We start from the raw sequence: 24,339 nt of genomic DNA, 5'->3' as shown, positions 1-24,339 counted from the left end.
CAGGGGAGGTTATTGACAATGGAACAGCACAAAGATCATACCGATTGCGGAATTCCGAAGTACGATTCGCGGGACCTGGTCATCCGCGAGGACATTATGAAGAAGGCGAAAGAACTGGCTGAACTGATCGGTACCAGTGAAGAGGTTCAGCAATTTCAGAAGGCCGAGAAGCTGATCCAGAAGCATGAACGTGTACAGACTCTGATCAGTGCCATTAAGAAGAAACAGAAGGAAATCGTCGCATTTGAAACGTTCCAGAATCAGGCTATGGTGCAGAAGATCGAACGTGAAATCGAGGAGCTGCAGGATGAACTCGACCAGATTCCGCTTGTGACGGAGTTCCAGCAGAGCCAAAGCGATATCAATTATCTGCTCCAGCTCGTCGTTTCCGTCATCCGCGATACGGTAGCCAGCAAAGTGAACGTCGAGTCGGGCAGTGAGCCGGCTGTTTCATCCGGATACGGAGAGTAAGCGAGGCAGTTGTGCGGAGGCAACCCCTCCGCTTTTTTTCATCTTGTCTATTATGAGTGAAGCAACGTTTCAAAGGAATATTATAATATAAAGAGAAGCAAGGATAGGGGGGACACCGAGATGGATGAATGGAGCGAAGAAGTACTGCGGCGGGATGAGCAATCGTTCTGGGGGTTACTCGGATTGCGTCTGATTTCTGCCGACAAATCCCTGGTGAAGCTGGGGCTTACAGCGGGGGCATCCCATCTCAATTCCATGGGCATCGTCCATGGGGGCGTGCTGTCGTCCATGATGGATCAAGCGATGGGCACGTTGGTAGCAACGATTAAAGGGAAGCTTGGAGTCACAACTCATTTGAATGTTAATTTTCTAAGCCCTATGCGTACAGGGGAGCTGGTGGTGTCGGCGATGCCAATCCATGAGACCCATCGGACGCTAACGCTCCGCTCTGAGGTTCGTAACGAAGAAGGTACCCTCGGATGTATATCGACGGCAACGTTCCGCTTACCGAAGTGAGCAGGGGGCCGTCTTCCAGTTTAGATCGCTTGAATTCGTAAGTGCCGGACATCCAACGGCCGGCGTTATCCTAGACGATGTGGTGATACATGATGAACGAAGAACAAAAGCAGGTAGTTAATGAGGTTAAAAAATATCGCACGCCGGACGGAATCCCGGCCGACATCGTCATGTTTACGTTGACGAGGCAGGAACGAAAAGCATCGACCAAATCGCTGCCGCGCTTCGATCTGAAGGTCATGCTGATCCGTCGGCGGAGCTGGCCGTTCGCCGGAGCCTGGGCGTTGCCGGGCGGTTTCTCGCAGGAAGATGAATCGCTGTATGAAACCGCGCGCCGTGAACTGAAGGAAGAAACCGGCGTCGACGGCTCACATCTTGAATATTTGGGGGTCTACAGCAAGCCGGGGCGGGACCCGCGCGGCTGGATTATCTCCCACGCTTTTTTCGCGTTAGTAGAGGAATGGGTGCTGGAGAAACGGCAATCGGCGGATGATGCCCAAGAGGTTGGTCTGTTTACCGTTCGAGAAGCCTTAGAGGATCTGCAGCTCGCTTTCGACCACCGCGAGATTTTGCAAGACGCTTATAAACGGATTCAGCAGCAGATGCTGCATACGACGATTGCGAAGCAATTTTTGCCGCCGCATTTCACTCTCGGCGAATTGTATCAGGTGATTCAAACGGTCGTTCCAGACTTTGAAGAGCTGAATTTTATCCGCAAAATTACATCGACGCGCAGTCGTCAGGGGATACTGGAAGAAGTGCGTGACGAGAATGGCAAGCCGATGTTGTCTAACCAATATTCGCAACGGCCGGCTCAATTGTACCGGTTTACTGGTTACACCCCGCGGCTTTCGATTTACACTTAAGATATTTTACATAATGAAATATTAGTTGCGGCAAATGGAATGTGTGAAGGGAGAGTGAAATCATGAAAGCTCTGATCGTCATCGATTATACGAAGGATTTCGTGGACGGTAACCTTCCGGTGGGCCAGCCGGCCATCGATATTGAACCGGCGATTTGCCGGATAACGGAATCCTTTGTGAAGCAAGGGGATTTTGTCGTGATGGCCGTAGATCTGCACGAGCGGGAAGACCACCTGCATCCGGAAACGAAGCTGTTTCCTCCCCACAATCTGAGGGATACGGAAGGCCGTGCGTTGTACGGGCGGTTGTCTGAGGTGTATGCGAAGAACCAGGACCGCATCTATTGGATGGATAAGACGAGATACAGCGCGTTTTGTGGAACGGACCTGGAGCTGAAGCTCCGGGAACGCGGTATTACGGAGGTGCATCTGATCGGCGTGTGCACGGATATTTGCGTGCTGCATACGGCGGTGGATGCTTATAACAAGGGATTTGCAATTACAGTATACGAAGATGCGGTAGCCAGCTTTAACCCGGAGGGACATACCTGGGCGCTGGGGCATTTCCGCACCAGTTTAGGAGCAAACGTAACGAACAGCCAGAGAGGATGAACAGGCGATGCCAACCACGGGTTTAGCACTGCATACCGATAAATATCAGATCAACATGATCTATGCGCATTGGATGAACGGAACGCATTTGCGGAGGACCGTATTTGAGGCCTACTTCCGCAAGCTGCCGTTTGGCAACGGGTATGCGGTGTTTGCAGGCTTGGAGCGGATCGTGGACTATATCCGGCAGCTGCGGTTTACGGAAGAGGATTTAGCGTATTTGGACAAACAAGAAGAGAACTATAAGCCGGAATTTCTGGAATTGCTGCGTAACTTTGAATTTAAAGGCACGCTGCTGTCGATGGCCGAAGGGGCGCTTTGCTTCCCGAACGAGCCGTTGATCCGCGTTGAAGGCACCATAATGGAGACGCAGCTGATTGAGACGGCATTGCTGAACTTTATGAACTTCCAGACCTTAATTGCCACCAAAGCCTCACGAGTGAAACGAGTTGCCGAGAACGACGTGTTGCTGGAATTTGGCACCCGCCGGGCACAAGAGGCAGATGCGGCGATCTGGGGGGCCCGGGCGGCGTATCTGGCAGGTTTTGATGGGACATCCAACTTGCTCGCTGGGGAGATTTTTGGCATTCCGACCCGAGGAACACATGCCCACTCATGGGTGCAAATCTTCGATTCGGAGCAGGAAGCGTTCGAGTTGTATGCCAAAGCGTTGCCGGATCAGGTTTCACTGCTCGTCGATACGTATGACACGCTCAAAAGCGGGGTCCCGCATGCAATCCGTACTGGGAAAATGCTGGAAACCGTCGGCAAGCGACTCGCCAGCATCCGTTTGGACAGCGGCGATCTAGCGTATTTGTCGATTCAAGCCCGTAAAATGCTGGATGACGCCGGCTTACCTTATGTCAAAATCGTCGCGTCCAACGACTTGGACGAGAATACGATCTTTAACCTGAAGGCACAAGGGGCGAAGATCGATATTTGGGGCGTAGGGACTCAGTTGATTACAGCAGCGGACCAACCGGCTCTCGGAGGAGTCTATAAGCTGGTGGAACGGGAGAAGGACGGTCAAATGGTGCCTGCGATCAAGATTTCCGGCAATCCCGAGAAGGTCACGAACCCCGGCAAAAAAGACGTATTGCGCATTGTCAGCAAAGAAAGCGGCAAAGCAATTGCGGATTACATCTGTTTTCCGCATGAACATCAAGCACGGACGGGCGGCAAGCTCCGCTTGTTTGATCCGGTTCACCCCTACATCAAGAAGTCGGTCAAAAACTATGAAGCAGTGCCCATGCTGCAGCCGATTTTCGTGGAAGGCGAGCTCGTATACAAGCTGCCAACGTTGGATGAGATTCGTGAGTATCACCGCGAGCAGTTAAACTTATTTTGGCCGGAATACCTGCGTAAGCTGAACCCGGAAATTTACCGCATCAGTTTAAGCCAGGAAGCCTGGGAGTTAAAACAAAAGATGATCGAGGAATATATGGGGCAGCAAGAGGATTAACCAGTTCTAGCCTCTCTGAAGACAGAAAGATCGCTTCTCGCCAAATCGGCGATGAAGCGATCTTTATTTTTATAGTTCGGGAAATGATTATTTCTCGGGAAAGCGCAAAAAGCGCTATAAATCGGCGGATCGAACGCTGAATTCGACAAGTTAACGACACGAATCATATTTCGCAAAATAATGATCAAACAGAATATCGATTTGCCGCTCAACGATTTCTTTGCTCGGACGGTTCTCCATTTGCTTAATCTGCTTGGCTAAGACGAGCGGGAAGAGGACGGCTGCATTGATCTGCATCATCATAATAAAGAGGATATCCGAATTGGACTCACCGGTAATTTCCTCCAACACGGAGGTGATTTTACTGAATCCCGTCGTCTTCATAAAATCGGTGAAGTCTTGCCGGGATTCGAAAGTAATTCGTCCTTTGCCTAAGACTTCATGCAGTAGACCAGGGTATTGCAATACTGAATCCACATATTGGAGTAGAAACGCTTTTAGACGATCTTTAGGAGATAGCGAAGTATCACCCAAGACATCAAAGTTGGCTTGAAACGTCGTCAGCAGCATTTTCAGCGCTTCGTTAATCAAGTTGTCCTTCGAACCAAAGTGGTAGTTCACCAGAGCTAAATTGACATTGGCCGCAGCCGTAATCTTGCGCAAGGTCACTTGATCGGCCCCTTCTGTTTTAATGAGGTCCAACGTCGCCTGAAGAATATTCTGTTTGGTTGTCAGCCCCTCGGCACAATTGCTCATGATTTCGCTCCTTTATGCCATCCAATCTACTGCCCGTATAGAAACTACCATAATACGCGCTTACTCCAAGTGTCAAGAATAAGACATCAGGGCGAAGGAAGTGAGAACCAGATCTTACAGAAGCCACCGAAGACAAATGCCTTGACAAAACTGCGGGTTCCGTTTAAATTTGTGTTAAACATTGTTTAAAACGGTGTTTAAAATATAGAAAGAAAGCTGAGTGAGAGGATGCCGAATCATACTGTGGAGAGTTCGATCGATAACAAAGAATTTTCCATCCGTTCGATCATCGCACCGCTGATGGCTGTCATCGTTGGGATGATTATGGTCATTTTGGACAGCACGGTGGTGAATGTAGCCGTTCCTAAGCTGGTCGACTTCTTCGCAACCGATTTAAAGACGGTGCAATGGACGATCACAGGGTATACCCTTGCTTTATCTGCCGTCATTCCGTTAGCCGGATGGATGACCGATAAATTTGGGGAGAAACGTATTTTCTTAATGACGATCGCATTGTTTACGATAGGGTCGGTGTTATGTGCCGTGGCGCAAACGCCGGAGCAGTTGATCGTTTATCGCATCATTCAAGGTCTGGGTGGCGGGATGGTTTCGCCGATCGGGTTTGCAATGGTGTTTAAGCTGGCACCGCCTGAGAAACGAGGGGCTGTCATGGGGGCGCTGGGTGTACCGATGCTGATGGCGCCAGCCCTCGGTCCGGTGTTGTCCGGTTGGCTGGTGGAGAACGTCAGCTGGCATTGGATTTTTCTGATCAATCTGCCGATCGGAATTGTCGCATTTCTGATTGGTCTGCGTTTCTTGCCGAGATCCAGTCGGCGGGAGGCACCGCAGTTGGATAAACTGGGGATGATCTTGGCTCCCATCGCCTTTGCGATGTTGACCTATGGTGTGAGTGAAGGGGGAACCAGCTGGACCTCGGCGTCGACGATTACAGGTCTTAGCGTAGGGGGACTTGCCTTACTACTGTACATCATTGTCGAGATCAGACATCAACAGCCGCTGCTTGAATTGCGGGTGTTCCGTTCATCTCATTTTACCCGAGGGATCATCTTGGTGTGGATTGCCCAAGCAGCGTTGTTCGGTTCGATGATTCTGACTCCGTTATACCTGCAACAAGTTAGAGGCTACAACGCATTGGAAACCGGGATTTATCTGCTGCCGCAAGCGCTGATGTCAGCATTCTTCATGCCGATCAGTGGTCGCTTGTTTGACCGGGTTGGTGCGCGGCCGCTGGCCTTCATCGGCCTTGGCATCGTATCGACGGCCTTGTTCCTGTTATCGCGGATTACTGCGGAAACGCCGCTGGCGATGGTGCTGGTGCCGCTTGGCTTGCTTGGCGGCGGGATGGGCCTGACGATGATGCCGCTGAACACGCATATTCTAAACTCTGCGCCACGCCACTTGGTAGCTCGGGTGACCCCGCTCATGACGGCGGCGCAGCAAGTCATCGTCTCCTTCGCGGTAGCCGGCTTAACGGGTTATCTCACTTCACAAATCAGCAGTTACATGAAGGAGGCAGCACAGGGCGGAAATCCGCTGGAGGCAGCCGCGTCCGGTTTTGGGGACACCTACTTCCTGGCATCGTGCATTGCCGCGGTTGGTTTCCTATTGACCTTATTCTTATCTAAGCCGAAGAAGCAAGCCGAAGCGGGCAAGGATTCAGCAAGTGAAGGGACTCAGCCGGATCCTAGCCTAATGGCTGGTCATTAACATCGTGAAGTAACATGTGAAAAGCACTCTTTCCTTCTGGAAAGGGTGCTTTTTGTCGTTTCCCCAAAAGGGTTAACTCGTTATCATTGCACCGCCATTGACATGAATCGTTTGCCCGGTCACAAAGCTGGAATCGTCGGAGGCCAGGAATACGTAGACCGGTGCCAATTCAAATGGCTGCCCCGCTCGCTTCATCGGCGTTTCCAGGCCAAACGTGGACACGTATTCCGCAGAATAGCTGGAAGGGATCAGCGGAGTCCAAATCGGTCCCGGCGCCACCGCATTGACACGGATACCTCGATGGACGAGGGACAATGCCAAGGACCGGGTAAAGGAAACGACAGCGCCTTTGGTTGAGGAATAATCAATCAGCAGCGGAGCGCCGGCATAAGCGGTGATCGAGGCGGTGCTGATAATCGTGCTGCCGGGTCGCAAATAGGGAAGCGCAGCTTGGGTCAGGTAGAAATGAGGGAAGATGTTGGTGGCAAAGGTTTGGTACAGCTGTTCGGTCGAAATCGCCTCGATCCCTTGCTGCTGAGGAAATTGAACAGCTTGGTTGATCACCAGGATATCGATCTTCCCAAAATGATGCAGAGTATGATGAATCACCGCATGGCAGAAAGCTTCTTGGCGCAAGTCGCCGGGAATGAGCAAGCATCGCCGGCCCAGCTCCTCAACGCGCCGTTTCGTTGCTTGGGCATCCTCGTGTTCATCCAGATAAACGATGGCTAAATCTGCGCCTTCCTTGGCAAAAGCAATCGCAGTCGCTCTCCCGATCCCGCTGTCGCCGCCAGTTAGGATCGCGACCTTGTTCTTTAATTTGCCGCTGCCGACATAAGCGGGATTTTCGGAGATTGGGGGCGGAACCATCAGCGTTTCTAGGCCGGGTTGTCTTGGTTGATGTTGCGGCGGGAAGGTCATCGGTTGTTCTTGGCAAACCGTTTTCGAGCTGTAATAAGGGTACGTGGGTATCATGCTTTTGGGGTTCCTCCTGAAAGACGTTTTACCGCTATCCTATTCATTTCTGTGCGGGGTGGTGTATTCGCCCAGACAAGAATGTCTATATGACATTTGTTACATAAGTCACATCGCATCTATGATAAATTTTAAAATTAAGAAAGATATCTTTTGATGTGATGTTTAGCACTTATTTACGTCGTGAAGAGCTCGCATTTGCGAAGAAGGGAGACAAGCGCGTGGTACAATTACCGAAATTAAACGAGCTGGGATTTTTTGAAATCCGACTGGAATCCATTGGTGGGCTGGGTGCGAACTTGGCAGGGAAAATGCTGGCCGAAGCCGGGGTTGAAGGAGCCGGACTAAATGGGGTCAGCTTTTCTTCTTATGGCTCGGAGAAAAAAGGGTCCCCGGTTAAGGCGCATATCCGCTTCTGCGATCTGAATACACCGATTCGCGATACATCGCCTGTGGAACGCCCGCATATTGTAGGAATCTTTCATGAGGCACTTGCCAAAACGGTGAACGTGATCAGCGGCATTTATGAGGACAGCACCGTATTGGTGAATTCGCGCAAAACTCCGCAGGAGCTAAAGGAGAAAATGAAGCTGATCGGCGGCACGATCGCAGTGATCGATGCGACGGGTATTGCGCTTGAAGAGAAGAACCGGGTGAACATGGCGATGCTGGGTGCCTTATTCCGGTTATGCCCATTCCTCGATCCCGAAACGATGAAAGACGTAATCCGCAAGTCGTTGGAGAAGAAATATCCACAAACCGTAGCCCCCGCGATTGCGACGTTTGAGCGGGGATATCAAGAAGTTGTCTTTGAGACGTTTGCTTTGCCGGAAGGGGTAAGCATGCCGGCCTTCGTTCGTGCGGATACGCCGGTACTTGGTTATGAGACTCAACCGATCGGCGGGCTAATTATCAATCCGGGCAACAGTATCCTGAAGGATCTTAGCATTTCCCGTTCCGGGATGATGCCGCATTTTAAAGAGGAGTCTTGTATTCACTGCGCCCAATGCGATAACGTCTGCCCGGATAACTGCTTCGTCTGGGAGGAACGCCCCGATAAGAAGGGCCGACCGCAAATGTTCTTAAAGGGCATCGACTATCAATATTGCAAAGGATGCTTGAAATGTATTCACGCTTGTCCCACGGACGCCTTGTCCGGGGAGCGTGAGGAAGAAGGGTATGCGGAAGCGCATCGCGTACCGCATCTGTTTGATTTGGCGATACGCTAATACGCAGGAAAGGTGGTATGTTCATCATGGCGATCGATTTGGAGAAAGAACGCCGCTCCGGTACAGTTGAGCAGCGCGTGGTATATGAGTCAGGAAATGAAATGGCAGCTTATGCAGCCAGCCAGATCAATTATCATATTATGGGGTACTTTCCGATTTCCCCTTCTACCGAGGTAGCACAATTCCTTGATTTAATGAAAGCAAACGGCCAGCATGATATTAAGCTGATTCCATCGGACGGCGAACATAGCTCGGCTGGTATTTGTTACGGTGCTTCAACAGCCGGCGGCCGGGTTTTTAACGCGACCAGTGCTCAAGGATTCCTGTACATGCTGGAGCAATTGCCGGTACAATCCGGCACACGCTTTCCTATGGTTATGAACTTGGTTTGCCGCTCCATCTCCGGACCGCTCGATATTCACGGCGATCATTCGGACCTTTATTTTGCACTGAACATTGGCTGGCCGATTCTAATGTGCCGTGATCCGCAAGCGGTATACGATATGAACCTCATCGCGATCAAGCTGGCCGAGGATCCAGAAGTAAGACTGCCGGTCCTGGTTGCGTCCGACGGATACTTCACGTCCCACCAGAAACGGCGCGTGCATACCTTCGCGAACCGGGAAGATGTATTGAAATTCGTTGGGGAACGGCCGCCGGGGGACTTCCCGCATACGCTGGATCGCAACAACCCGATTACCGTCGGGCCGTATATGAACGAGCCGGATTACATCAATAACTGCTATCAGCAGTCTGTAGCGATGTACAATGCGGAACGCGTCTTTGAACGGATTGCCGGCGAATATGCCGAACTGACCGGACGCGAATATAAAATGCTGGATCTGTACCGGATGGAAGATGCCGAAGTCGCGGTGTTCCTCATGAACTCGGCATCTGAAATTATTAAGGACGTTGTAGACGATTTACGCCGTCAAGGTATCAAAGCCGGCTCGATCGCACCAAACATGATTCGGCCTTTCCCTTCAAAGCAAATTGCCGAAGCACTGAAGAACGTGAAAGCCATCACAGTAGGCGACCGCGGGGATTCCTACGGCGCTTATGGCGGCAATATGGTGAATGAGATTAAGGCGGCGTTGTTCACGCATGGCAATCATACAACAAAGGTCATCAGCCGGATATACGGGCTGGGTGGCAAAGAGTTTTATGCCGAGGACGGCCACCACTTCTTCCAATTGGCGATTGAAGCGGCGAAGACGGGCCAGGTCGAAGTTCCGTTTGATTACTATGGACATACTCCGGGGGATCCGGAGAAAGCGCCTAAGCGGGTGCTGAATCCGCTGAAGTTTGAGGACTTGAAAACCGGCCTGATTACGGTCACGAAGAATGAAGAAACCGGCAAGCTGGGCGTGCGTATTCCGCCGCTTCGCGCATTAACGAAGAAGCCTAAGCGGATTGCACCGGGGCATGGAGCCTGCCCAGGCTGCGGAATTTTCTCCGGTCTAGAGCTGTTCTTTAAAGGGATTGAAGGCGATATTGTGGCTCTGTTCCACACCGGCTGCGCGATGGTCGTCACGACCGGATATCCGTATTCATCCCATAAAGCGACGTACATCCATAACCTGTTCCAGAACGGTGCAGCTACGTTGTCCGGTGTCGTTGAAATGTTCTGGGAAAGAAAACGCCGCGGCGAACTCGACGAGCTTGGCCTGAAGGACGATTTTACGTTCGTGATGGTTACCGGCGACGGGGGCATGGACATCGGCATGGGGCCAGCAATCGGTGCAGCCCTGCGCGGTCATAAAATGATCATCATCGAGTATGATAACGAAGGATACATGAATACGGGAGCACAACTGTCGTATTCGACCCCGTTGGGTCATCGGACCTCTACGTCGAACATCGGCAAAGTGCAGCAGGGCAAAACGTTCCAGCACAAAGACACACCGCAAATCATGGCGGCCACCAACATTCCTTACGTGTTTACCGGCAGTGAGGCTTACCCGCAGGATTTGGTGAAGAAAGCAGCCAAAGCTCAATGGTACGCCCAAAATGAAGGACTTGTTTATGGTAAAATATTAACAGCTTGCCCGCTCAACTGGATTTCGCCGGACGATCAGGGCACCAACATCATCGATGCTGCCGTCAACTCCTGCTTCTTCCCGCTGTACGAGGTAGAGCATGGTCAAACGACCATTACGTATAACCCGGAGGAGAAGGGTAAACGTATTCCGCTGGCGGATTGGCTGAAGACGATGGGCAAGACTCGCCACTTGACGAAGCCAGAGAACGCCGATGCTTTGGCGGAATTCGAACAAGAAGTAGAACGGCGTTGGAAAATCCTTCTGGCTAAACACGAACACCCGTATCTCTAAAAACAGGCTGGAAGTGAGACGAACAAGATTGGAAGGGAAGCGGCCAAGCGCCGCTTTCTTTTGTTACACAGAGCATTCATCCTAAGCACATAAGTCAAATGGAAGGAGAGTGAGGGGATGATTTCATCCTTTCGAGCATTTCGTGTACACCAGGATGAGTCCGGGTTTCGGTCAGGGGTTGAACAGATTGACCTCTCGGCGCTTCCTGACGCTGATGTTACTGTCAAGGTTCATTATTCCAGCGTTAACTATAAAGACGGATTGGCAAGTATCCCCGAAGGGAAAATCGTTAAAACCTATCCCTTTATCCCCGGCATTGATCTGGCCGGGGAGGTAACGGCCTCCCGCGATGCACGGTGGAAGCCCGGGGACCGGGTGCTGTGCACCGGTTACGGGCTGGGTGTAACGCACGCGGGAGGATTCGCCGAAGTCGCCCGTGTCCCGGGCGACTGGCTGGTGCCGCTGCCGGAGGGCCTTTCGTTCCGCGACGCGATGGCGATCGGAACGGCGGGGTTTACGGCAGCGTTGTCGGTCCGGCGCCTGCTTGACAATGGGCTGGCGACCGGACAAGGGCCGGTGCTCGTCCTCGGAGCCACCGGCGGCGTGGGCAGCATGGCCGTGGCGATCCTCAGCCGGCTCGGTTTCACCGTCACCGCGGTCACTGGGAAGCCGCAGGCGCGGGAGAAGCTGGCAGCCTTTGGCGCCGCAGAGGTCCTCTCCCGAGAGGAGGCGGCTTCGGGCGCCAAAGGCGTACTGGGCAAGGAGCGCTGGGCGGCCATCGTTAACCCGGTGGGAGGAGCGATGACGGCCGACCTGCTGAAGTCGGTACGCTATGGCGGCTCGATTGCCTTATCGGGATTAACCGGCGGCAGCGGGATCGAAACGAACGTGTACCCCTTTATTTTACGCGGGGTGAATTTGCTGGGGATCGATTCTGTATTTTGTCCGGCACCGTTGCGGCATGAGCTGTGGCAGCTTCTGGCCGGACCGTGGAAGCCGGAGTCGGTGCTGGCTGGTGGCATCACCGAATATCCGCTGGAGAAGCTGCCGGAGGCGCTTCGTACCGTACTGGCCGGGGAAGCCATCGGGCGCCAAGTCATCTCCTGCATCAACTGAAACGGAATCCATGGTATAAATTGGGGAATCTTGAGACAACCTAACACCATCGGCCGAAGCTGGCTTAGCTTAGGATAAAGGATGGGATACCAATGAGATGGTGGAAGGTTGGATTGGGAATCGCCTTGGCGCTCTCTTTAACCGTAGGATGCGGGAATGTGCAACGGGTAGCCAAGGAAGAGATGAACAAATATAGCATGCAAAGCTATCGGCAAGGGAACGAACGCCAATTAACGACCGGAAAGACGCTGAACACAGCACTGCTGCAAGCATTGAAAGCGGAATGTGCGAAGCGTGGGATCAAACTGACCCATGAAACCTATGCCGAAGGGCTGGACGGGAATATTAGCTACAGTTATTTTATTAACGGGGATGCGCGGCATTTTATAATCGTACACGTATTTCCGAGCGAACAGGATCGGATTCGCGAAATTTCCGAAATTTATGGAACTGGTGATGGCAAGAAGGCAGTCTCCGCCCAGTCGGTCTCCAGCCAGGCTGCGGTCATCTCGGTGAAGGACAATGCTGCCTTGGTTTACTCGTCCAGCGCGCAGAAGGATAGTCCATACCGAGAAGAGATTCAGACGATATTTGATAAATTGCTGGCGCAAATGAATAATCGATCGAAGTAATGACAAAGCATGAGCCTCATATAAAAAACCAACTGCTTCCCTTCGTTTAAGGAAGGAGAGCGGTTGGTTTTTTGCGTTTTATTTCTTATTTCTTATAAATTTCACGCATGACGTGACGCAGCTCGGGAAGGATAATCCGTTCCATCGCCAGCTTCACCGCGCCCTGGGAACCGGGCATGGAGAAAACCGCCGTATTGCCGATCGTTCCGGCGATTGCACGGCTGAGGATGGCGGCCGAACCGATATCTTCCGTAAAGCTGAGGTAACGGAAAATTTCCCCAAACCCGGGCATCTCTTTGTTGAGAAGGCTGCGCACCGCCTCAAACGTCGTATCCCGCGGCGCGATGCCGGTGCCGCCACTCAGCAGAACCGCTTCGATCGCGGGATCGGAAGCGGCTTCCCGCAGCAACTGGCGGATACCGTCATATTCGTCCTTCACGATCACATAGCGGGCTATATGATACCCGTTCTGCCGAAGCAGATCTTGGATCAACCGGCCGCTGGTATCGGTTTCTTCCGTCCGTGTATCAGAGACAGTAATGACGAAACAAGATACTTCATCCGGCGCTTCCATCCGGTGTTCATCAACGGATCTCATCGTGTTCGCTTCTTCCTTTCTTTGGAGGTTAAGTCCATTGTATCATGTTTGACGAGCTAGGAGCGTGAGCTTGTACCGGAGTGGAGCTTCAGGCGGGGGAAGGAAATGGAGTTGCATGTCCGGGGTGGATGGTGTACACTCGCATTCGAATGATTTTATCCTTATATCCCGATGGCAGGAGGTTGTTAAGGTGGGAAACAGGGTGACACCCGTTTACATATTGTCCGGATTTTTAGGAAGCGGCAAAACGACGCTGCTCCAGCGGCTGATCAGTTATTGGCAGGAGCAGGGGCTTCGTCCGGCCGTGATCATGAACGAAATCGGAGACGTGAATCTCGATGGATTGCTGGTTTCCAACGAAGTGCCGATGGCAGAGATGCTGGGCGGCTGTATTTGCTGCACGATTCGCGGTGACTTAAGCGTACAGATGGCGGAATTGATCGAAGGGGAGAAGCCGGATCTGATCGTGATCGAGGCGACGGGCGCAGGCAATCCGATGGAAATCTTTGATGCCGTGACGGAAGTGTCGCTCTATCTCAAACTGGACATCAAGCCGATGGTGACGGTGGTGGATGCAGCCCATCTGGCTGAGCTGTACGCATCCCAGCAGGGGAAAACCTACCGGCTGATGGTGGAGCAAATCCGCTGCGGGTCCGTATTAATCCTGAATAAAATCGACTTGCTGGAGCCGAATCGCCAGCAGGAAATGACCGCGTTTCTTCGCCGCATGAATCCTTACGCTCAGATCATCCCAGCGGTGAAATGTGATGTGGAGGTGTCGTCATTATGGGCACACTCCCAAACTCATGACCCTACTCATGATGATGAGGGTCACATCCACGATCATCACCCTCATCATCACGAGGGGGATGATCATCACCATGATCATCAAGAAGCGCATCATCACGATCACAATCATGATCATGCCCATCCTCACGCATCGCATGAGCACGTGACCGTCTATACGCACTATTTTGACGGACCCGTGGACAGTGAGGATTTTGAGCGTTTTATTGCTGAGTTGCCTCGGGAAGTGTATCGCGGCAAAGGGGTTCTGCGATTTACCGATACCGCCAGCCGCTTTCTGTTCCAATATGCGTACCGGGAAGCGGATTACCTGAAAATTACGCCGCAAGGGGATGTCCCTGACGTGGCCGTGTTTATCGGAGAGCACTTCGACAAGCAGGAGCTGGCGCAGCGATTGCGCGCTCTGGAGCACAACGCATCGGAATGAAATAACAAACGTTAGTCCAGGCAAAAGAAGAGAACCGCGAGTCTATCGCGGTTTTCTTCATTATAGTGTCGATTAAATTAATTCTCCCCGGGGCAATCTAAAACTGCTTTTTCTTGAAGAGAGAGATTCACGTGAATGGAAAATCAAAAAACGCGGCGAAGTTCATCCATTATGTGTGATTTAAGACGGAGATCGAAACCACGATCTTTCGTTTTCGAAACGCCGTCATCGGGATGGATACGTATCCCGCGCTGCTGGGCGTTGGCTATATTATTGGCCCGCGGATCGCAGGCCAGATGCTGGCTGGCGGGATATTGGCCTGGCTGGTGCTGATCCCGATGATTGGATTCTTTGGCGCTGGGTATCGAGATCTTGGAAGCCAATGGCTGGCTTCGCTGGGCAGAAGAACGGCAGAAGGTGCCGATCTGGGTTAACGTGAACCTATTGTAAATCTTAAAAAAGGGAAAAGAAGTGCAACCTTTCTGGTGGACAGGCCGTCTAGGAGGGCAGAGGTGATAAAGACATGAAGAAAGCAAATCTAAAATCGAAAAATTACCGCAAAATGAAACTGGCTGCCAGCCTGATGATGACCAGTTCGCTGCTCCTGGCTTCCTCCGTGTCCGCCTTCAGCGATGTGCACGGACAGGACGCGAAGCTGACGGAAGAGCTGCAACAGAAAGGGATCATTCAAGGGATCACGAAAGACCATTTCGTTCCGCTCGGCAAGCTGACCGGTGCGCAAGGTATTCATATGATTGTAAAGGCGCTGGAACTCAAGCCGAAAGCTGAAGGCGCACTGCCACCTTCGGGTCATACCGAATGGTACGCAGCCTCGCTGCGGATTGCAGAGGATAACGGCATCAAGTTACCGAAGGATTTTGCGCCAAATAGCCAGCTGAGCCGAGAAGCCTTCGCCGACCTACTGATGCAAGCCATTAACGTTACGGGAAATTACCCGACCATTAAAATGTTTATTGAGGTCGCCGATGCCGACCAAATGAATCCGGATTATGCGAACAGCATTCAGACCTTGTTGCTGATGAAGATCGCAAGTCTGGACGAGCAAGGGAAGTTTCACCCAAAGCAAGCGATTACGCGGATTGAAGCAGCACGGCTCGTTCACAATGCTGCGGAATTCGTAGGCAAACATAAGGAAGCGGAGCAAAACGTGCAGGATCAGGTGAGCTTTGAAGTCGAAAAAGTGAATGACCAAATCAATAAGGTCGTCTTGACCCGGGCCCAACAACCGAATCCGGGGTATGGCATTCGCGTTGCGAATGTTGAGTTCTCCGGGAAAACCGCTACGGTTTATTATGAGCTGCAATCCCCTGAACCGGATATGGATTATATTCAAGTCATTACCGATACGAAAGCAGAGACGTTCGTATCCAGCGAGTACCAGGTAAAAATTAAGCGTTTGTCCGAATAACGACAAAAAAACAACAACCGTTCCTACATTTTAAGGAACGGTTGTTTTGTGTTTAACTCGGATTTGCTACCGGAGAGACGGCAGGACCGGCACCGGGGGCGGCCGGTGCTTCGACAGCTCCCGATTGCAGCCGGTACATCTGATAGTACCGTCCGCCGAGGGCCAGCAGCTCTTCGTGTGTGCCGCGCTCGACGATTTCACCACGGTGCAATACGAGGATCTGATCGGCACTGCGGATCGTTGACAAACGGTGGGCGATGATGAACGTCGTCCGGCCTCGTTTTAGTACCTCCAGCGCGGATTGAATCAACGCTTCGGTTTCCGTATCAATGTTGGCCGTCGCCTCATCGAGAATGAGGATTGCCGGGTCAAAGGCCAATGCCCGTGCGAAGGAGATCAGCTGACGTTCGCCGGCGGACAGCGTGCTGCCTTTTTCCACGACCGGTTCGTCCAGACCCTTCGGCAAGTGAGCCAAGATCCGGTCCGCGCCAACGTCGATTAGCGCTTTCTCCGCCTTCTCGCGAGAGATGCGTTCGTCACCTAACGTGACGTTCGACAGGATCGTCCCGGTGAACAGGTATGGATCCTGGAGAACAATCCCCATATGCTGGCGAATCCATTGCTTCGGCAGCTCCGTGACGGGTGTGCCGTCGATGGTGATCGTGCCTTTCTGCGGATCGTAGAACCGGAAGAGCAGGTTGATGATCGAGCTTTTACCGGAGCCGGTATGTCCGACCAAAGCAACCGTCTGGCCTTGCTTCGCCTCAAAGGAAATATTTTTCAACACATAGTCTTTCTTGTAAGCGAACGAGACATCTTTGAACTCTACATTGCCTTTATAGCGCGGCATCGAGCCGTCTACGACGGGCTCACCCGGTTCGTCCATCAGCGCGAACACCCGGCCGGCGGAAACCATTGAGGAATCCAGCGCGGCCAGCTGGTTGACCATCCCGGTGATCGGTTGGAACAACCGTCCAAGCACATCAACGAAGGCATACAGTACGCCAAGCGATATGACGCTGGAACCGCCAAGCTGCGCTGCACCGAAATACCAAAGTACGGTCGCAAATGCTACGTTCCGCAGGACATTCACCAGGTTATGCGAAGTGAAGGCATTTAAGTTCAGCATCTTGTTCTGGTGCTTCATGTAATCACTGTTCAGGTTCTCGAACTCTTCCCTCGTTTGCTCTTCACGGCGGAAGATTCGGATGATCGACATCCCCTGAATTGATTCATTGATGATGGCGTTGATTTCACTCAACCGCGAGCGGATAATCGTGTTATATTTCGTCGCGAATTTACGGTAGAAAACGATCCACAGATAAATGATCGGCACGACGAATAAGCAGATGAGGCCCAATCTCACGTCCAGAATAAACAAGGCGACGTACACGCCCAGCATGTTAATCACACCGGAGAAGAAGTTGGCCAGCACGGCGATAAACAATTCCTTCACCGCCTCCGTGTCGTTGGTGACGCGGGAGACCACTTTCCCGGCAGGCAGATTATCGAAAAAATGCACCGGCAGCCGCTGAATATGGGCGTAGACGTCCATGCGCAGCTTGCGGATGACTTGGTTGGCTGAGGATTGCAGCCAGTAGGTTTTGCCAAATTCCATCACAATGGCAACAGCTAGGAAAACGAAATACCAGACGATCAGCGACAGAATGCCAGGAACCTCCGGCTTGTAAAAAGCAAACAGACCAGACGCGCTAAGTTGTTGCGCCGGATATTGCGTGCTTGCGCCGTCCTTCCGGGTGAGGGTCAGGACGCCGTCTTTAAAGCTGCGATCGCCGGAGACGTCCGGGACGGCCGATTCCACGAAGACGAAGCTTTTACCGACCTGCAATATGCGGACCTCGTTGCCTTTGGCTTCACCTTCGGCAAAGCGGTCGCCGCGCTTAAAGTTGCGGCCATCGTACGTGGCGGTATATTTGTCTTTGACCGTCGTTTCGTAAAACGGCTGCTCGATTGCCAGCATATGATCGTCGATCATCGTACGAGCGATAAATGGGCCGGCCAGTTCGGCCGCGACCCCAATCGCCAGCATGACGAGCGCGAGGATAAATGTTTTTTTCGCCGTTAAGGCGTATTTGAAAAGTGCTTTTCCCGTATGGGTGTGCATCGCTTTAAGACACCTCCCCGTCAGTCAGGTTCGATTCGACCTGTTGACGTTCGTATTGTTCACGGTACCAGCCGCCTAACTGCAGCAGCATATCATGAGTACCTTCTTCGATAATTTTGCCTTTCTCCAGCACGACGATCCAATCTGCGTGTTCGATGGCGGACAGGCGGTGCGTGGAGATCAGCGTCGTTTTGCCGGCGCGCTTGCTGCGGATGTTCTCGATGATCCGCGCCTCGGTCCGGGCATCCACTGCGGAGAGGGCATCGTCGAGAATCAACAGCTCCGGATCGGCGATAAACGCCCGCGCCAGGGAGACCCGCTGCTTCTGGCCGCCGGAGAGGGCGACACCTTTCTCGCCGACCAGTGTATCCAGCCCGTCAGAGAGGGTCCCGAGATCTTGGTCGAAGGCTGCGGTGCGAATCGCCTCCATAATTTTCTCGTCGGACGCACCGGGGTAGCCGAACTGGATATTTTGCCGTACCGTCTTGGAGAACAGAATTTGCTCCTGCGGTACATAACCGATCCAGCTGTGCAGCCGTTTCAAGGCAATCTGCTGAATCGGCACGCCGGAGATCGTCAGTTCGCCGCTGCCCACTGGATATTCATGCAGCAATTGCTTGAGCAGGGTGGATTTCCCGCTGCCGGTCCGGCCGACGATGCCCAGCGTCTCGCCGCGTTTAATCGTTAAGTTGATATGCTCGAGATTATTGATCGTTGACGTCGGATAACGGAAGGTCACATCTTTGAACTCGATCGTTTCCGGTCTTTCCACCGGAACCGGGTTCGGAACGTCCTCGACGTCCGGCTTTACGTTTAACGTTTCGTTAACGCGGTCCAGCGAAGCGCCGCCGCGCTGCATAATGTTGATCAGTTCGCCGATCGCAAACATCGGCCAAATCATCATGCCGAGGTACATATTAAAGGTTACGAGATCGCCCAGCGTCAGTTCATTTTGAAAGACAAGATAAATGCCGTACGTGAGCCCGATGGCATAGCTGAGTCCAACACATAAGCGGATCGTAGGTTCAAAATAAGCATCAACTTTGGCGACGGCCAAGTTTTTCTTATACACGTCATCTGTGATTTCCGCAAAACGTTTCTCATCATTACGCTCCTGAACATAGGCGCGAATGACCCGAATCCCGGCGACCGATTCCAGTACCTGGTCGTTCATGTCCCCGAAGGCATCCTGAGCCAAGGTATATCGCTCATGGATGATTTTCCCGTAAATTTTCATCGCCAGGGCGATAAAAGGGAGGGGGATGATCGCCGCTAACGTCAGCTTCCAACTGATCAGCGTGCTCATGGCCAGGAAGATGACCGTGAGGTATGCCGTCGAGTCGGTCAGCGTCAGCATCCCGAAACCGGCGGTGGTGGCCACCGACCGCAAATCGTTGGTCGCCCGGGCCATCAGGTCGCCGGTGCGGCTCCGCTCGAAGAACGGCGGCGTCATCCGCAGCAAATGGCTCATAAACCGAGTGCGAAGCAGCCGCTCGACCAGGTTCGAGCCCCCGAACAGGGAATGCATCCATATGTACGTAATGAGATAAATGAAGATCAGTACGCCGATAATGAGTAAAATATATTGTGTTAATGATGCCCAAGTGACCGTGCCGGCCACGATTTCATCGATGGCGCTGCCAAGCAGCCGCGGCGGGGCAAGTTCCACGATGCCCACAAAGATGAGCAGGAACAAGCCGATGATGTACCGCCTTTTTTCCCGTTTGAAAAACCAACCCAAATTTTTTAAAACCGAAAACATAGTGGGGTTTCCTCCTTTGAATTCCCGATTGCCATACCTGCGGGAGAACCTCTACAAGTGTCCGAAACCTGCCAAAAACCGCAAAAAGGCATATCGTCCGAAAACGATATGCCTTAAAACCATAACATATGTCGCGTCCGTTACTTATGATAAGCAACCTCAGCGTGTATGATATCACGTTTACCCTAATAACCAGAAATGAAGCCAAAGGGGCGGTTATCGCATGAGATGAACCAATCCTGCAGGGGTTGCTCCGGTATTTAGTTGTGTACTGTGATGCGCAGAAAGATACATAGACACTAATTTCACTTTAAACACCGTGCTTCACCCTTTCTTGAATGGTAATTAATTGAATGCGATCTCGTATGTTCCCGATTTTAGCATCGCACAAAAGAAGATGTCAAACATTAATTTTCTCAGTAACTATGCAAAACTTCGAAACTTCGTCGAACAAAGGTTTGGCTTTTGGCTCGGTATCGACTACAATAAAAGGGAAGACGGTATGGAATTATTTATACCGTTGTAGTTTCACCTGAAGCACCAAGAAGGTTGGATAGATAGATAGAGGAGGAGAAACGATCATGATTCATGTGAGCAACGAAGCTGTAGCATGGTTTAAGCAGGAACTGGGACTACAGGAAGGTCAGGCAATCCGCTTCTTTGCACGCTATAGTGCGGGAGGCAAGCTGCATCCGGGCTTCTCGCTAGGAATCGACGTGGATCAACCTGTATCCCCGGGGATCAAAGCCGAAGTCGAGGGGATAACGTTCTACATGGAAGAGCAGGATATGTGGTATCTCGATGGGTATCATCTCAACGTGACCTATGATCAGCAGTTGGGTGACATCGAATATGAATATGAGGTTGCGGCATCGAATTAAACCATGGCAATAAGCGCAAGAACCCAAAGGCCCGTTCATCGACGGGCCTTTTCCTTTGAAGTTTCAGACGGACGGGAGCGGGCTCGTCAATCGTCAAATAATGCTGTCTTCCATCGCAAATTCAAAATCGCCGATATCATATACTTGTACTGGCACCTCGGCTTCAATAATCCGCCGGATCAACTCCAGCTGATCGGTCAGGACTGGCACGTTCTCCCGATGGGCGGTCAGTACGATTTCCGTTTCGATCGGATCAAGGAACTCTCCGTATTGTTCGTTGTCCACCGCGTTCACCACGGTCCAGGTGACATGATCACCGAATAAGATCGAAGGACTCTTAGCCCAAGGAATCGTGAGTGCCCGCTCCAGCTTCTTGCGATTCAGCGGTTCTTCAAGGTAGGCGATCAATTCGCTGATTTTCTGCTTCACGTGCATATCATCGACGGGGTCGTTCATCAGCGGCTCGGGACTATTTTGAAATTCATAAAGCTCCATGACGGTGTTGTAAGGTACAATATATTCCACAGGCGCACTCGGCACCAGCAATTCACCATATATCGCCACCATCACGGCTTCGATCACAAATCGGCGTGACATGGTCATCCTCCTAAAACGGCCTGTAACTCATTGCTGCCTTAAGTATCTTACGACAACTCAATTTATTAAGGAGTATACCATAACCAGTTGATAAATTCAGCTTTGCTGCGCGAAAATCGGCTTTTATACGGGAAGGAGGAAATAGCGAATGACATCTAACATAGAGCGAGAAGCTCTTGGGCCATCCCCGGAAACGCAGCGTTGGATCGAGGAACAGATGGGGCAAGGCGCCAAAGTGGTCTCGGTGGTTTCTTTGAAGGGAGGCACTTCATCGGTGGTTTATGGGGTGAAAATAACCCAAGGAGATGCCTGCCACGAAGTCGTGCTTAGACAATTTACTAATCGGGAGTGGCTGCGGGAAGAGCCGGAGCTCGCGTTGCACGAGACAGCGGCGTTGCAGACGGCTAGTGCATCGGGTCTACCGTCGCCGCAAGCGCTTGCCTGTGATCCTGACGGCAGCGCTTGCGGCGTGCCGTCTATGCTAATGTCTTATCTGCCCGGTCAGGTGGTGCTGAACCCGGCAGATCGATTGGATTGGCTGGACGGGCTCGCCCGGATGTTGGCGGAGATCCACGCGGTGGAAGCTTCGCCAATCCGGTGGAACTATTTTACCTATAATGAGGTATCCCGATTGACGGTGCCCCAGTGGTCCCGTGTTCCTGAGGCATGGCGGAAAATGATTGACCGCGTGCAAGGACCTGTGCCAACGTACATGTCGCAATTCATTCATCGCGATTACCACCCGGCTAACGTATTGTGGCGAGAGGGGCAGGTCAGCGGTGTCGTCGATTGGGTGAACGCGTGCATGGGGCCGGCCGGGATTGATACAGGCCACTGTCGGTTGAATCTCGTACAGATGTATGGGGTGGAGGCGGCGGATACTTTTTTGGATCACTATCTTGCTTATGCCCGGCGGGTGAGGTGCGACGTAAACGATCCCTATTGGGATATGCTATGCCTGATCGAAGTGCTGCCAGGTCCGCCCCAAGTGTATCGAGGGTGGCCGGATTTGGGATTGAACGGGTTAACGCCGGAGCTTCTCGCCCGCCGTTTGGATGAATACGCGGAGCGACTGGTTCGGAAGTTGGATACTTACGCCGCCGAACGCTAAGAAATCAACAGAGGATGTGCTAACAAATTGAAACATTGGAAAGCCTATTTGACGTTCGTTAGGCCTTATACGAAATGGATTCTACTTACCTTGTTTATAGGGATGTTGAAGTTTGGCATCCCATCCTTGCTGCCGCTGGTGCAGAAATACGTCGTGGACGATATTTTACTGAACGGTGCAATGGCGCTGGAGCAGAAGGTGTCGCAGTTGATGATCGTACTGGGGGCTACGCTGTTCCTGTTTGTGATCGTGCGCGGTCCGGTGGAATATGCACGGCAGTATTTTGCTCAGCTGATCACGGCTCGGATCTTGTTTGATCTGCGGAACAAGCTGTACGCCCATTTGCAGCGGTTGTCTCTGCGATACTACCAAAATACGAAGGTGGGGGAAATTATCTCCCGCTTCATCAACGATGCTGAGCAGACCAAGAACATCGTCGAAGTCGGCATGATGAACGTGTGGCTGGACATGTTTACGCTGGTGTTCGTTCTGGGATTTATGTTCTATTTGAACCCGTGGCTGACACTGGTGGCCATTGCGATCTTCCCGTTGTACGCGATCGCGGTGAAAGTGCTGTACAAGCGTTTGAAAAAGCTGACCAAAGACCGTTCGGCAGCGCTCGCTGGGATCCAGGCTTATTTACATGAGCGGATTCAGGGCATCTCCGTCATCCGCAGCTTTGCCTTGGAACGTCATGATCGGAAGCGGTTTGAAGGGACGAACGGTCGGTTTCTGCAAAAAGCGTTAGCCCACAGCCGCTGGAACGCTTGGACGTTCGCCGTGATCAACACGCTGACCGATATCGCGCCGCTGCTGGTGATTGGGTACGGCGGGTATCAGGTGATTCACGGCGATTTGACGCTGGGGACGTTTGTCGCCTTTTTTGGGTATCTCGATCGGCTATATGCACCGTTAAGGAGGTTAATTAACTCCTCAACCACATTAACGCAAGCTTCGGCTTCGTGGGAGCGGGTGCTTGAACTGATGGAGGAACCCTATGATATGACCGATGCGCCGGATGCGAAGGTTCTGCCGCAGGGCAGCCATGGCGTAATGTTCCGGGATGTGTGGTTCAAATATCGGGAAAACGGCGAATGGGTGCTAAAAAACATCTCGCTCGAAGTCAATCCCGGCCAAACCGTTGCCTTCGTTGGTATGAGCGGGGGCGGGAAATCGTCGCTGGTCGGGTTGATCCCGCGGTTCTATGACGTGCAGCGGGGGACGCTGACGGTGGGCGGCCGGGACGTCCGTGAGTGGACGATGGAAAGCTTGCGCAGCCGGATCGGCATGGTGCTGCAGGACAACTTCCTGTTTAGCGGCAGCGTGCGCGATAACATTTTGTTCGGCCGGCCGGACGCCACCGAGGACGAGGTAATCGAGGCAGCTCGCGCGGCGAACGCGCATGATTTCATCATGCAGCTGCCACAGGGCTACGACACCGAGGTCGGGGAGCGCGGCGTCAAGCTGTCCGGCGGGCAGAAGCAGCGGATCGCCATCGCCCGCGTCTTCTTGAAGGACCCGCCAATCCTCGTGCTCGATGAGGCGACGTCCGCGCTCGACCTGGAGTCGGAGCACCTGATCCAGCAGTCGCTGCAGCAGCTCTCGCGCGCCCGCACGACGCTGATCGTGGCGCACCGACTGTCGACGATCACCCACGCCGATCAGATCTTCGTGCTGAAGAACGGCGAAATCGTCGAGCGCGGCACCCACGACGAGCTGATGGCGATCCCGGACGGCGTATACGCACAGCTGTACAACATCCAGCACCTCAGCCCGGCGGAGAGTGTGGAGCTGGGGTGAGCGGTTGGGTTGCCCACTCTCCGGATAAGGCCATAAAAGGGCGCTATTACGCGCCTTTCTGGCCAGGTCAGGTGAAATAAGGGAAAAAAGTTCCGCTAATGCACGTG

General features: G+C 52.5%; 21 protein-coding genes and 1 pseudogene. 16 read left to right on the top strand and 6 right to left on the bottom strand.

All coding sequences use genetic code 11. The annotated features are described in order from the left end of the window. Positions 1–18: 18 nt before the first annotated feature. The 5 genes from PBA01S_RS12535 (at position 19) to PBA01S_RS12515 (ending at position 3,926) form a co-directional block, all read left to right on the top strand. On the top strand, positions 19–471 hold the full coding sequence (locus tag PBA01S_RS12535) for a YlbF/YmcA family competence regulator (RefSeq protein ID WP_016312365.1): 453 nt from the start codon (positions 19–21) through the stop codon (positions 469–471). A gap of 120 nt (positions 472–591) precedes the next feature. Further along, positions 592–987: a PaaI family thioesterase gene (locus PBA01S_RS12530; protein WP_085169476.1), complete on the top strand. Its 396-nt coding sequence runs from the start codon at positions 592–594 to the stop codon at positions 985–987. A gap of 89 nt (positions 988–1,076) precedes the next feature. After that, entirely contained in the window at positions 1,077–1,853 is a 777-nt protein-coding gene (locus tag PBA01S_RS12525) for an NUDIX domain-containing protein (RefSeq protein WP_009223097.1), read from the top strand. A 62-nt stretch (positions 1,854–1,915) separates the two neighbouring features. Continuing rightward, positions 1,916–2,464, top strand: a complete 549-nt coding sequence (locus tag PBA01S_RS12520) for a cysteine hydrolase family protein (protein WP_016312363.1) — start codon at positions 1,916–1,918, stop codon at positions 2,462–2,464. 7 nt (positions 2,465–2,471) lie between these two features. After that, complete coding sequence (locus tag PBA01S_RS12515) at positions 2,472–3,926, top strand: nicotinate phosphoribosyltransferase (RefSeq protein WP_127576093.1); 1,455 nt, start codon at positions 2,472–2,474, stop codon at positions 3,924–3,926. A gap of 150 nt (positions 3,927–4,076) precedes the next feature. Here PBA01S_RS12515 and PBA01S_RS12510 read toward each other — a convergent pair whose 3' ends face one another. Further along, positions 4,077–4,682, bottom strand: a complete 606-nt coding sequence (locus PBA01S_RS12510; protein ID WP_028539112.1) for a TetR/AcrR family transcriptional regulator — start codon at positions 4,680–4,682, stop codon at positions 4,077–4,079. 228 nt (positions 4,683–4,910) lie between these two features. On the opposite strand from PBA01S_RS12510, the gene PBA01S_RS12505 reads away from it, so the two are divergent. Continuing rightward, on the top strand, positions 4,911–6,410 hold the full coding sequence (locus tag PBA01S_RS12505; protein ID WP_028539111.1) for an MDR family MFS transporter: 1,500 nt from the start codon (positions 4,911–4,913) through the stop codon (positions 6,408–6,410). A gap of 72 nt (positions 6,411–6,482) precedes the next feature. On the opposite strand, the gene PBA01S_RS12500 is transcribed toward PBA01S_RS12505, so the two are convergent. Next, a complete protein-coding gene (locus PBA01S_RS12500) occupies positions 6,483–7,385 on the bottom strand; it encodes an SDR family oxidoreductase (RefSeq protein WP_028539110.1) in 903 nt (300 codons plus the stop codon). A gap of 221 nt (positions 7,386–7,606) precedes the next feature. Here PBA01S_RS12500 and PBA01S_RS12495 point away from each other — a divergent pair, with 221 nt between their 5' ends. From PBA01S_RS12495 to PBA01S_RS12480, 4 genes are all read left to right on the top strand, one after another. After that, entirely contained in the window at positions 7,607–8,614 is a 1,008-nt protein-coding gene (locus PBA01S_RS12495) for a 2-oxoacid:acceptor oxidoreductase family protein (RefSeq protein ID WP_028539109.1), read from the top strand. Positions 8,615–8,640: 26 nt separating this feature from the next. Continuing rightward, complete coding sequence (locus PBA01S_RS12490; RefSeq protein ID WP_085169490.1) at positions 8,641–10,947, top strand: thiamine pyrophosphate-dependent enzyme; 2,307 nt, start codon at positions 8,641–8,643, stop codon at positions 10,945–10,947. Positions 10,948–11,064: 117 nt separating this feature from the next. Further along, on the top strand, positions 11,065–12,063 hold the full coding sequence (locus PBA01S_RS12485) for an acrylyl-CoA reductase family protein (protein ID WP_127576092.1): 999 nt from the start codon (positions 11,065–11,067) through the stop codon (positions 12,061–12,063). A 92-nt stretch (positions 12,064–12,155) separates the two neighbouring features. Beyond that, the gene (locus tag PBA01S_RS12480; protein WP_085278751.1) at positions 12,156–12,695 is read left to right on the top strand and encodes a hypothetical protein; all 540 of its coding nucleotides are present in this window, start codon (positions 12,156–12,158) and stop codon (positions 12,693–12,695) included. An 85-nt stretch (positions 12,696–12,780) separates the two neighbouring features. Here the strand turns inward: PBA01S_RS12480 and PBA01S_RS12475 are convergent, their stop codons facing one another. Continuing rightward, the gene (locus PBA01S_RS12475) at positions 12,781–13,293 is read right to left on the bottom strand and encodes a MogA/MoaB family molybdenum cofactor biosynthesis protein (RefSeq protein WP_016312354.1); all 513 of its coding nucleotides are present in this window, start codon (positions 13,291–13,293) and stop codon (positions 12,781–12,783) included. Between the two features lie 190 nt (positions 13,294–13,483). Here PBA01S_RS12475 and PBA01S_RS12470 point away from each other — a divergent pair, with 190 nt between their 5' ends. The 3 genes and pseudogenes from PBA01S_RS12470 to PBA01S_RS12460 all read left to right on the top strand — a co-directional run bounded on the left by PBA01S_RS12470 (position 13,484) and on the right by PBA01S_RS12460 (position 15,956). Further along, entirely contained in the window at positions 13,484–14,527 is a 1,044-nt protein-coding gene (locus tag PBA01S_RS12470) for a CobW family GTP-binding protein (protein WP_085169465.1), read from the top strand. Positions 14,528–14,706: 179 nt separating this feature from the next. Next, positions 14,707–14,883, top strand: a pseudogene (locus PBA01S_RS12465) (OPT/YSL family transporter); the annotation flags it as partial. Between the two features lie 167 nt (positions 14,884–15,050). Beyond that, positions 15,051–15,956: an S-layer homology domain-containing protein gene (locus tag PBA01S_RS12460; RefSeq protein WP_174844483.1), complete on the top strand. Its 906-nt coding sequence runs from the start codon at positions 15,051–15,053 to the stop codon at positions 15,954–15,956. A 52-nt stretch (positions 15,957–16,008) separates the two neighbouring features. On the opposite strand, the gene PBA01S_RS12455 is transcribed toward PBA01S_RS12460, so the two are convergent. Both PBA01S_RS12455 and PBA01S_RS12450 read right to left on the bottom strand, forming a co-directional pair. Next, positions 16,009–18,081, bottom strand: a complete 2,073-nt coding sequence (locus tag PBA01S_RS12455; protein WP_127576091.1) for an ABC transporter ATP-binding protein — start codon at positions 18,079–18,081, stop codon at positions 16,009–16,011. 4 nt (positions 18,082–18,085) lie between these two features. Next, positions 18,086–19,843, bottom strand: coding sequence for an ABC transporter ATP-binding protein (locus tag PBA01S_RS12450; RefSeq protein ID WP_016312348.1), 1,758 nt, complete (start codon positions 19,841–19,843; stop codon positions 18,086–18,088). A 581-nt stretch (positions 19,844–20,424) separates the two neighbouring features. Here PBA01S_RS12450 and PBA01S_RS12445 point away from each other — a divergent pair. Next, on the top strand, positions 20,425–20,724 hold the full coding sequence (locus tag PBA01S_RS12445; protein WP_016312347.1) for a HesB/YadR/YfhF family protein: 300 nt from the start codon (positions 20,425–20,427) through the stop codon (positions 20,722–20,724). Positions 20,725–20,817: 93 nt separating this feature from the next. Here PBA01S_RS12445 and PBA01S_RS12440 read toward each other — a convergent pair whose 3' ends face one another. Continuing rightward, positions 20,818–21,321, bottom strand: a complete 504-nt coding sequence (locus PBA01S_RS12440) for a hypothetical protein (RefSeq protein ID WP_016312346.1) — start codon at positions 21,319–21,321, stop codon at positions 20,818–20,820. Between the two features lie 148 nt (positions 21,322–21,469). On the opposite strand from PBA01S_RS12440, the gene PBA01S_RS12435 reads away from it, so the two are divergent. Both PBA01S_RS12435 and PBA01S_RS12430 read left to right on the top strand, forming a co-directional pair. Further along, positions 21,470–22,432 carry a phosphotransferase family protein gene (locus tag PBA01S_RS12435; protein ID WP_127576090.1) on the top strand — a complete coding sequence of 321 codons (963 nt, stop codon included), beginning with the start codon at positions 21,470–21,472 and terminating at the stop codon, positions 22,430–22,432. Between the two features lie 27 nt (positions 22,433–22,459). Then, positions 22,460–24,232, top strand: coding sequence for an ABC transporter ATP-binding protein (locus PBA01S_RS12430; protein WP_127576089.1), 1,773 nt, complete (start codon positions 22,460–22,462; stop codon positions 24,230–24,232). The last annotated feature ends 107 nt before the right edge of the window (positions 24,233–24,339 follow it).

Source organism: Paenibacillus barengoltzii NBRC 101215 (assembly GCF_004000745.1).
GTDB lineage: Bacteria > Bacillota > Bacilli > Paenibacillales > Paenibacillaceae > Fontibacillus > Fontibacillus barengoltzii.
Note: the sequence above shows the minus strand (reverse complement) of the source record. Positions and strands in the feature narration are given on the sequence as shown.

What these genes read in the sequence shown, in the direction of transcription:
- PBA01S_RS12530 (WP_085169476.1), top strand. Translation starts at nt 592, where the DNA reads ATGGATGAATGGAGCGAAGAAGTACTGCGGCGGGATGAGCAATCGTTC.
- PBA01S_RS12460 (WP_174844483.1), top strand. Translation starts at nt 15,051, where the DNA reads ATGAAGAAAGCAAATCTAAAATCGAAAAATTACCGCAAAATGAAACTG.
- PBA01S_RS12500 (WP_028539110.1), bottom strand. Translation starts at nt 7,385, where the DNA reads ATGATACCCACGTACCCTTATTACAGCTCGAAAACGGTTTGCCAAGAA.
- PBA01S_RS12510 (WP_028539112.1), bottom strand. Translation starts at nt 4,682, where the DNA reads ATGAGCAATTGTGCCGAGGGGCTGACAACCAAACAGAATATTCTTCAG.
- PBA01S_RS12440 (WP_016312346.1), bottom strand. Translation starts at nt 21,321, where the DNA reads ATGTCACGCCGATTTGTGATCGAAGCCGTGATGGTGGCGATATATGGT.
- PBA01S_RS12520 (WP_016312363.1), top strand. Translation starts at nt 1,916, where the DNA reads ATGAAAGCTCTGATCGTCATCGATTATACGAAGGATTTCGTGGACGGT.
- PBA01S_RS12515 (WP_127576093.1), top strand. Translation starts at nt 2,472, where the DNA reads ATGCCAACCACGGGTTTAGCACTGCATACCGATAAATATCAGATCAAC.
- PBA01S_RS12535 (WP_016312365.1), top strand. Translation starts at nt 19, where the DNA reads ATGGAACAGCACAAAGATCATACCGATTGCGGAATTCCGAAGTACGAT.
- PBA01S_RS12525 (WP_009223097.1), top strand. Translation starts at nt 1,077, where the DNA reads ATGATGAACGAAGAACAAAAGCAGGTAGTTAATGAGGTTAAAAAATAT.
- PBA01S_RS12450 (WP_016312348.1), bottom strand. Translation starts at nt 19,843, where the DNA reads ATGTTTTCGGTTTTAAAAAATTTGGGTTGGTTTTTCAAACGGGAAAAA.
- PBA01S_RS12505 (WP_028539111.1), top strand. Translation starts at nt 4,911, where the DNA reads ATGCCGAATCATACTGTGGAGAGTTCGATCGATAACAAAGAATTTTCC.
- PBA01S_RS12445 (WP_016312347.1), top strand. Translation starts at nt 20,425, where the DNA reads ATGATTCATGTGAGCAACGAAGCTGTAGCATGGTTTAAGCAGGAACTG.
- PBA01S_RS12455 (WP_127576091.1), bottom strand. Translation starts at nt 18,081, where the DNA reads ATGCACACCCATACGGGAAAAGCACTTTTCAAATACGCCTTAACGGCG.
- PBA01S_RS12435 (WP_127576090.1), top strand. Translation starts at nt 21,470, where the DNA reads ATGACATCTAACATAGAGCGAGAAGCTCTTGGGCCATCCCCGGAAACG.
- PBA01S_RS12485 (WP_127576092.1), top strand. Translation starts at nt 11,065, where the DNA reads ATGATTTCATCCTTTCGAGCATTTCGTGTACACCAGGATGAGTCCGGG.
- PBA01S_RS12490 (WP_085169490.1), top strand. Translation starts at nt 8,641, where the DNA reads ATGGCGATCGATTTGGAGAAAGAACGCCGCTCCGGTACAGTTGAGCAG.
- PBA01S_RS12480 (WP_085278751.1), top strand. Translation starts at nt 12,156, where the DNA reads ATGAGATGGTGGAAGGTTGGATTGGGAATCGCCTTGGCGCTCTCTTTA.
- PBA01S_RS12475 (WP_016312354.1), bottom strand. Translation starts at nt 13,293, where the DNA reads ATGAGATCCGTTGATGAACACCGGATGGAAGCGCCGGATGAAGTATCT.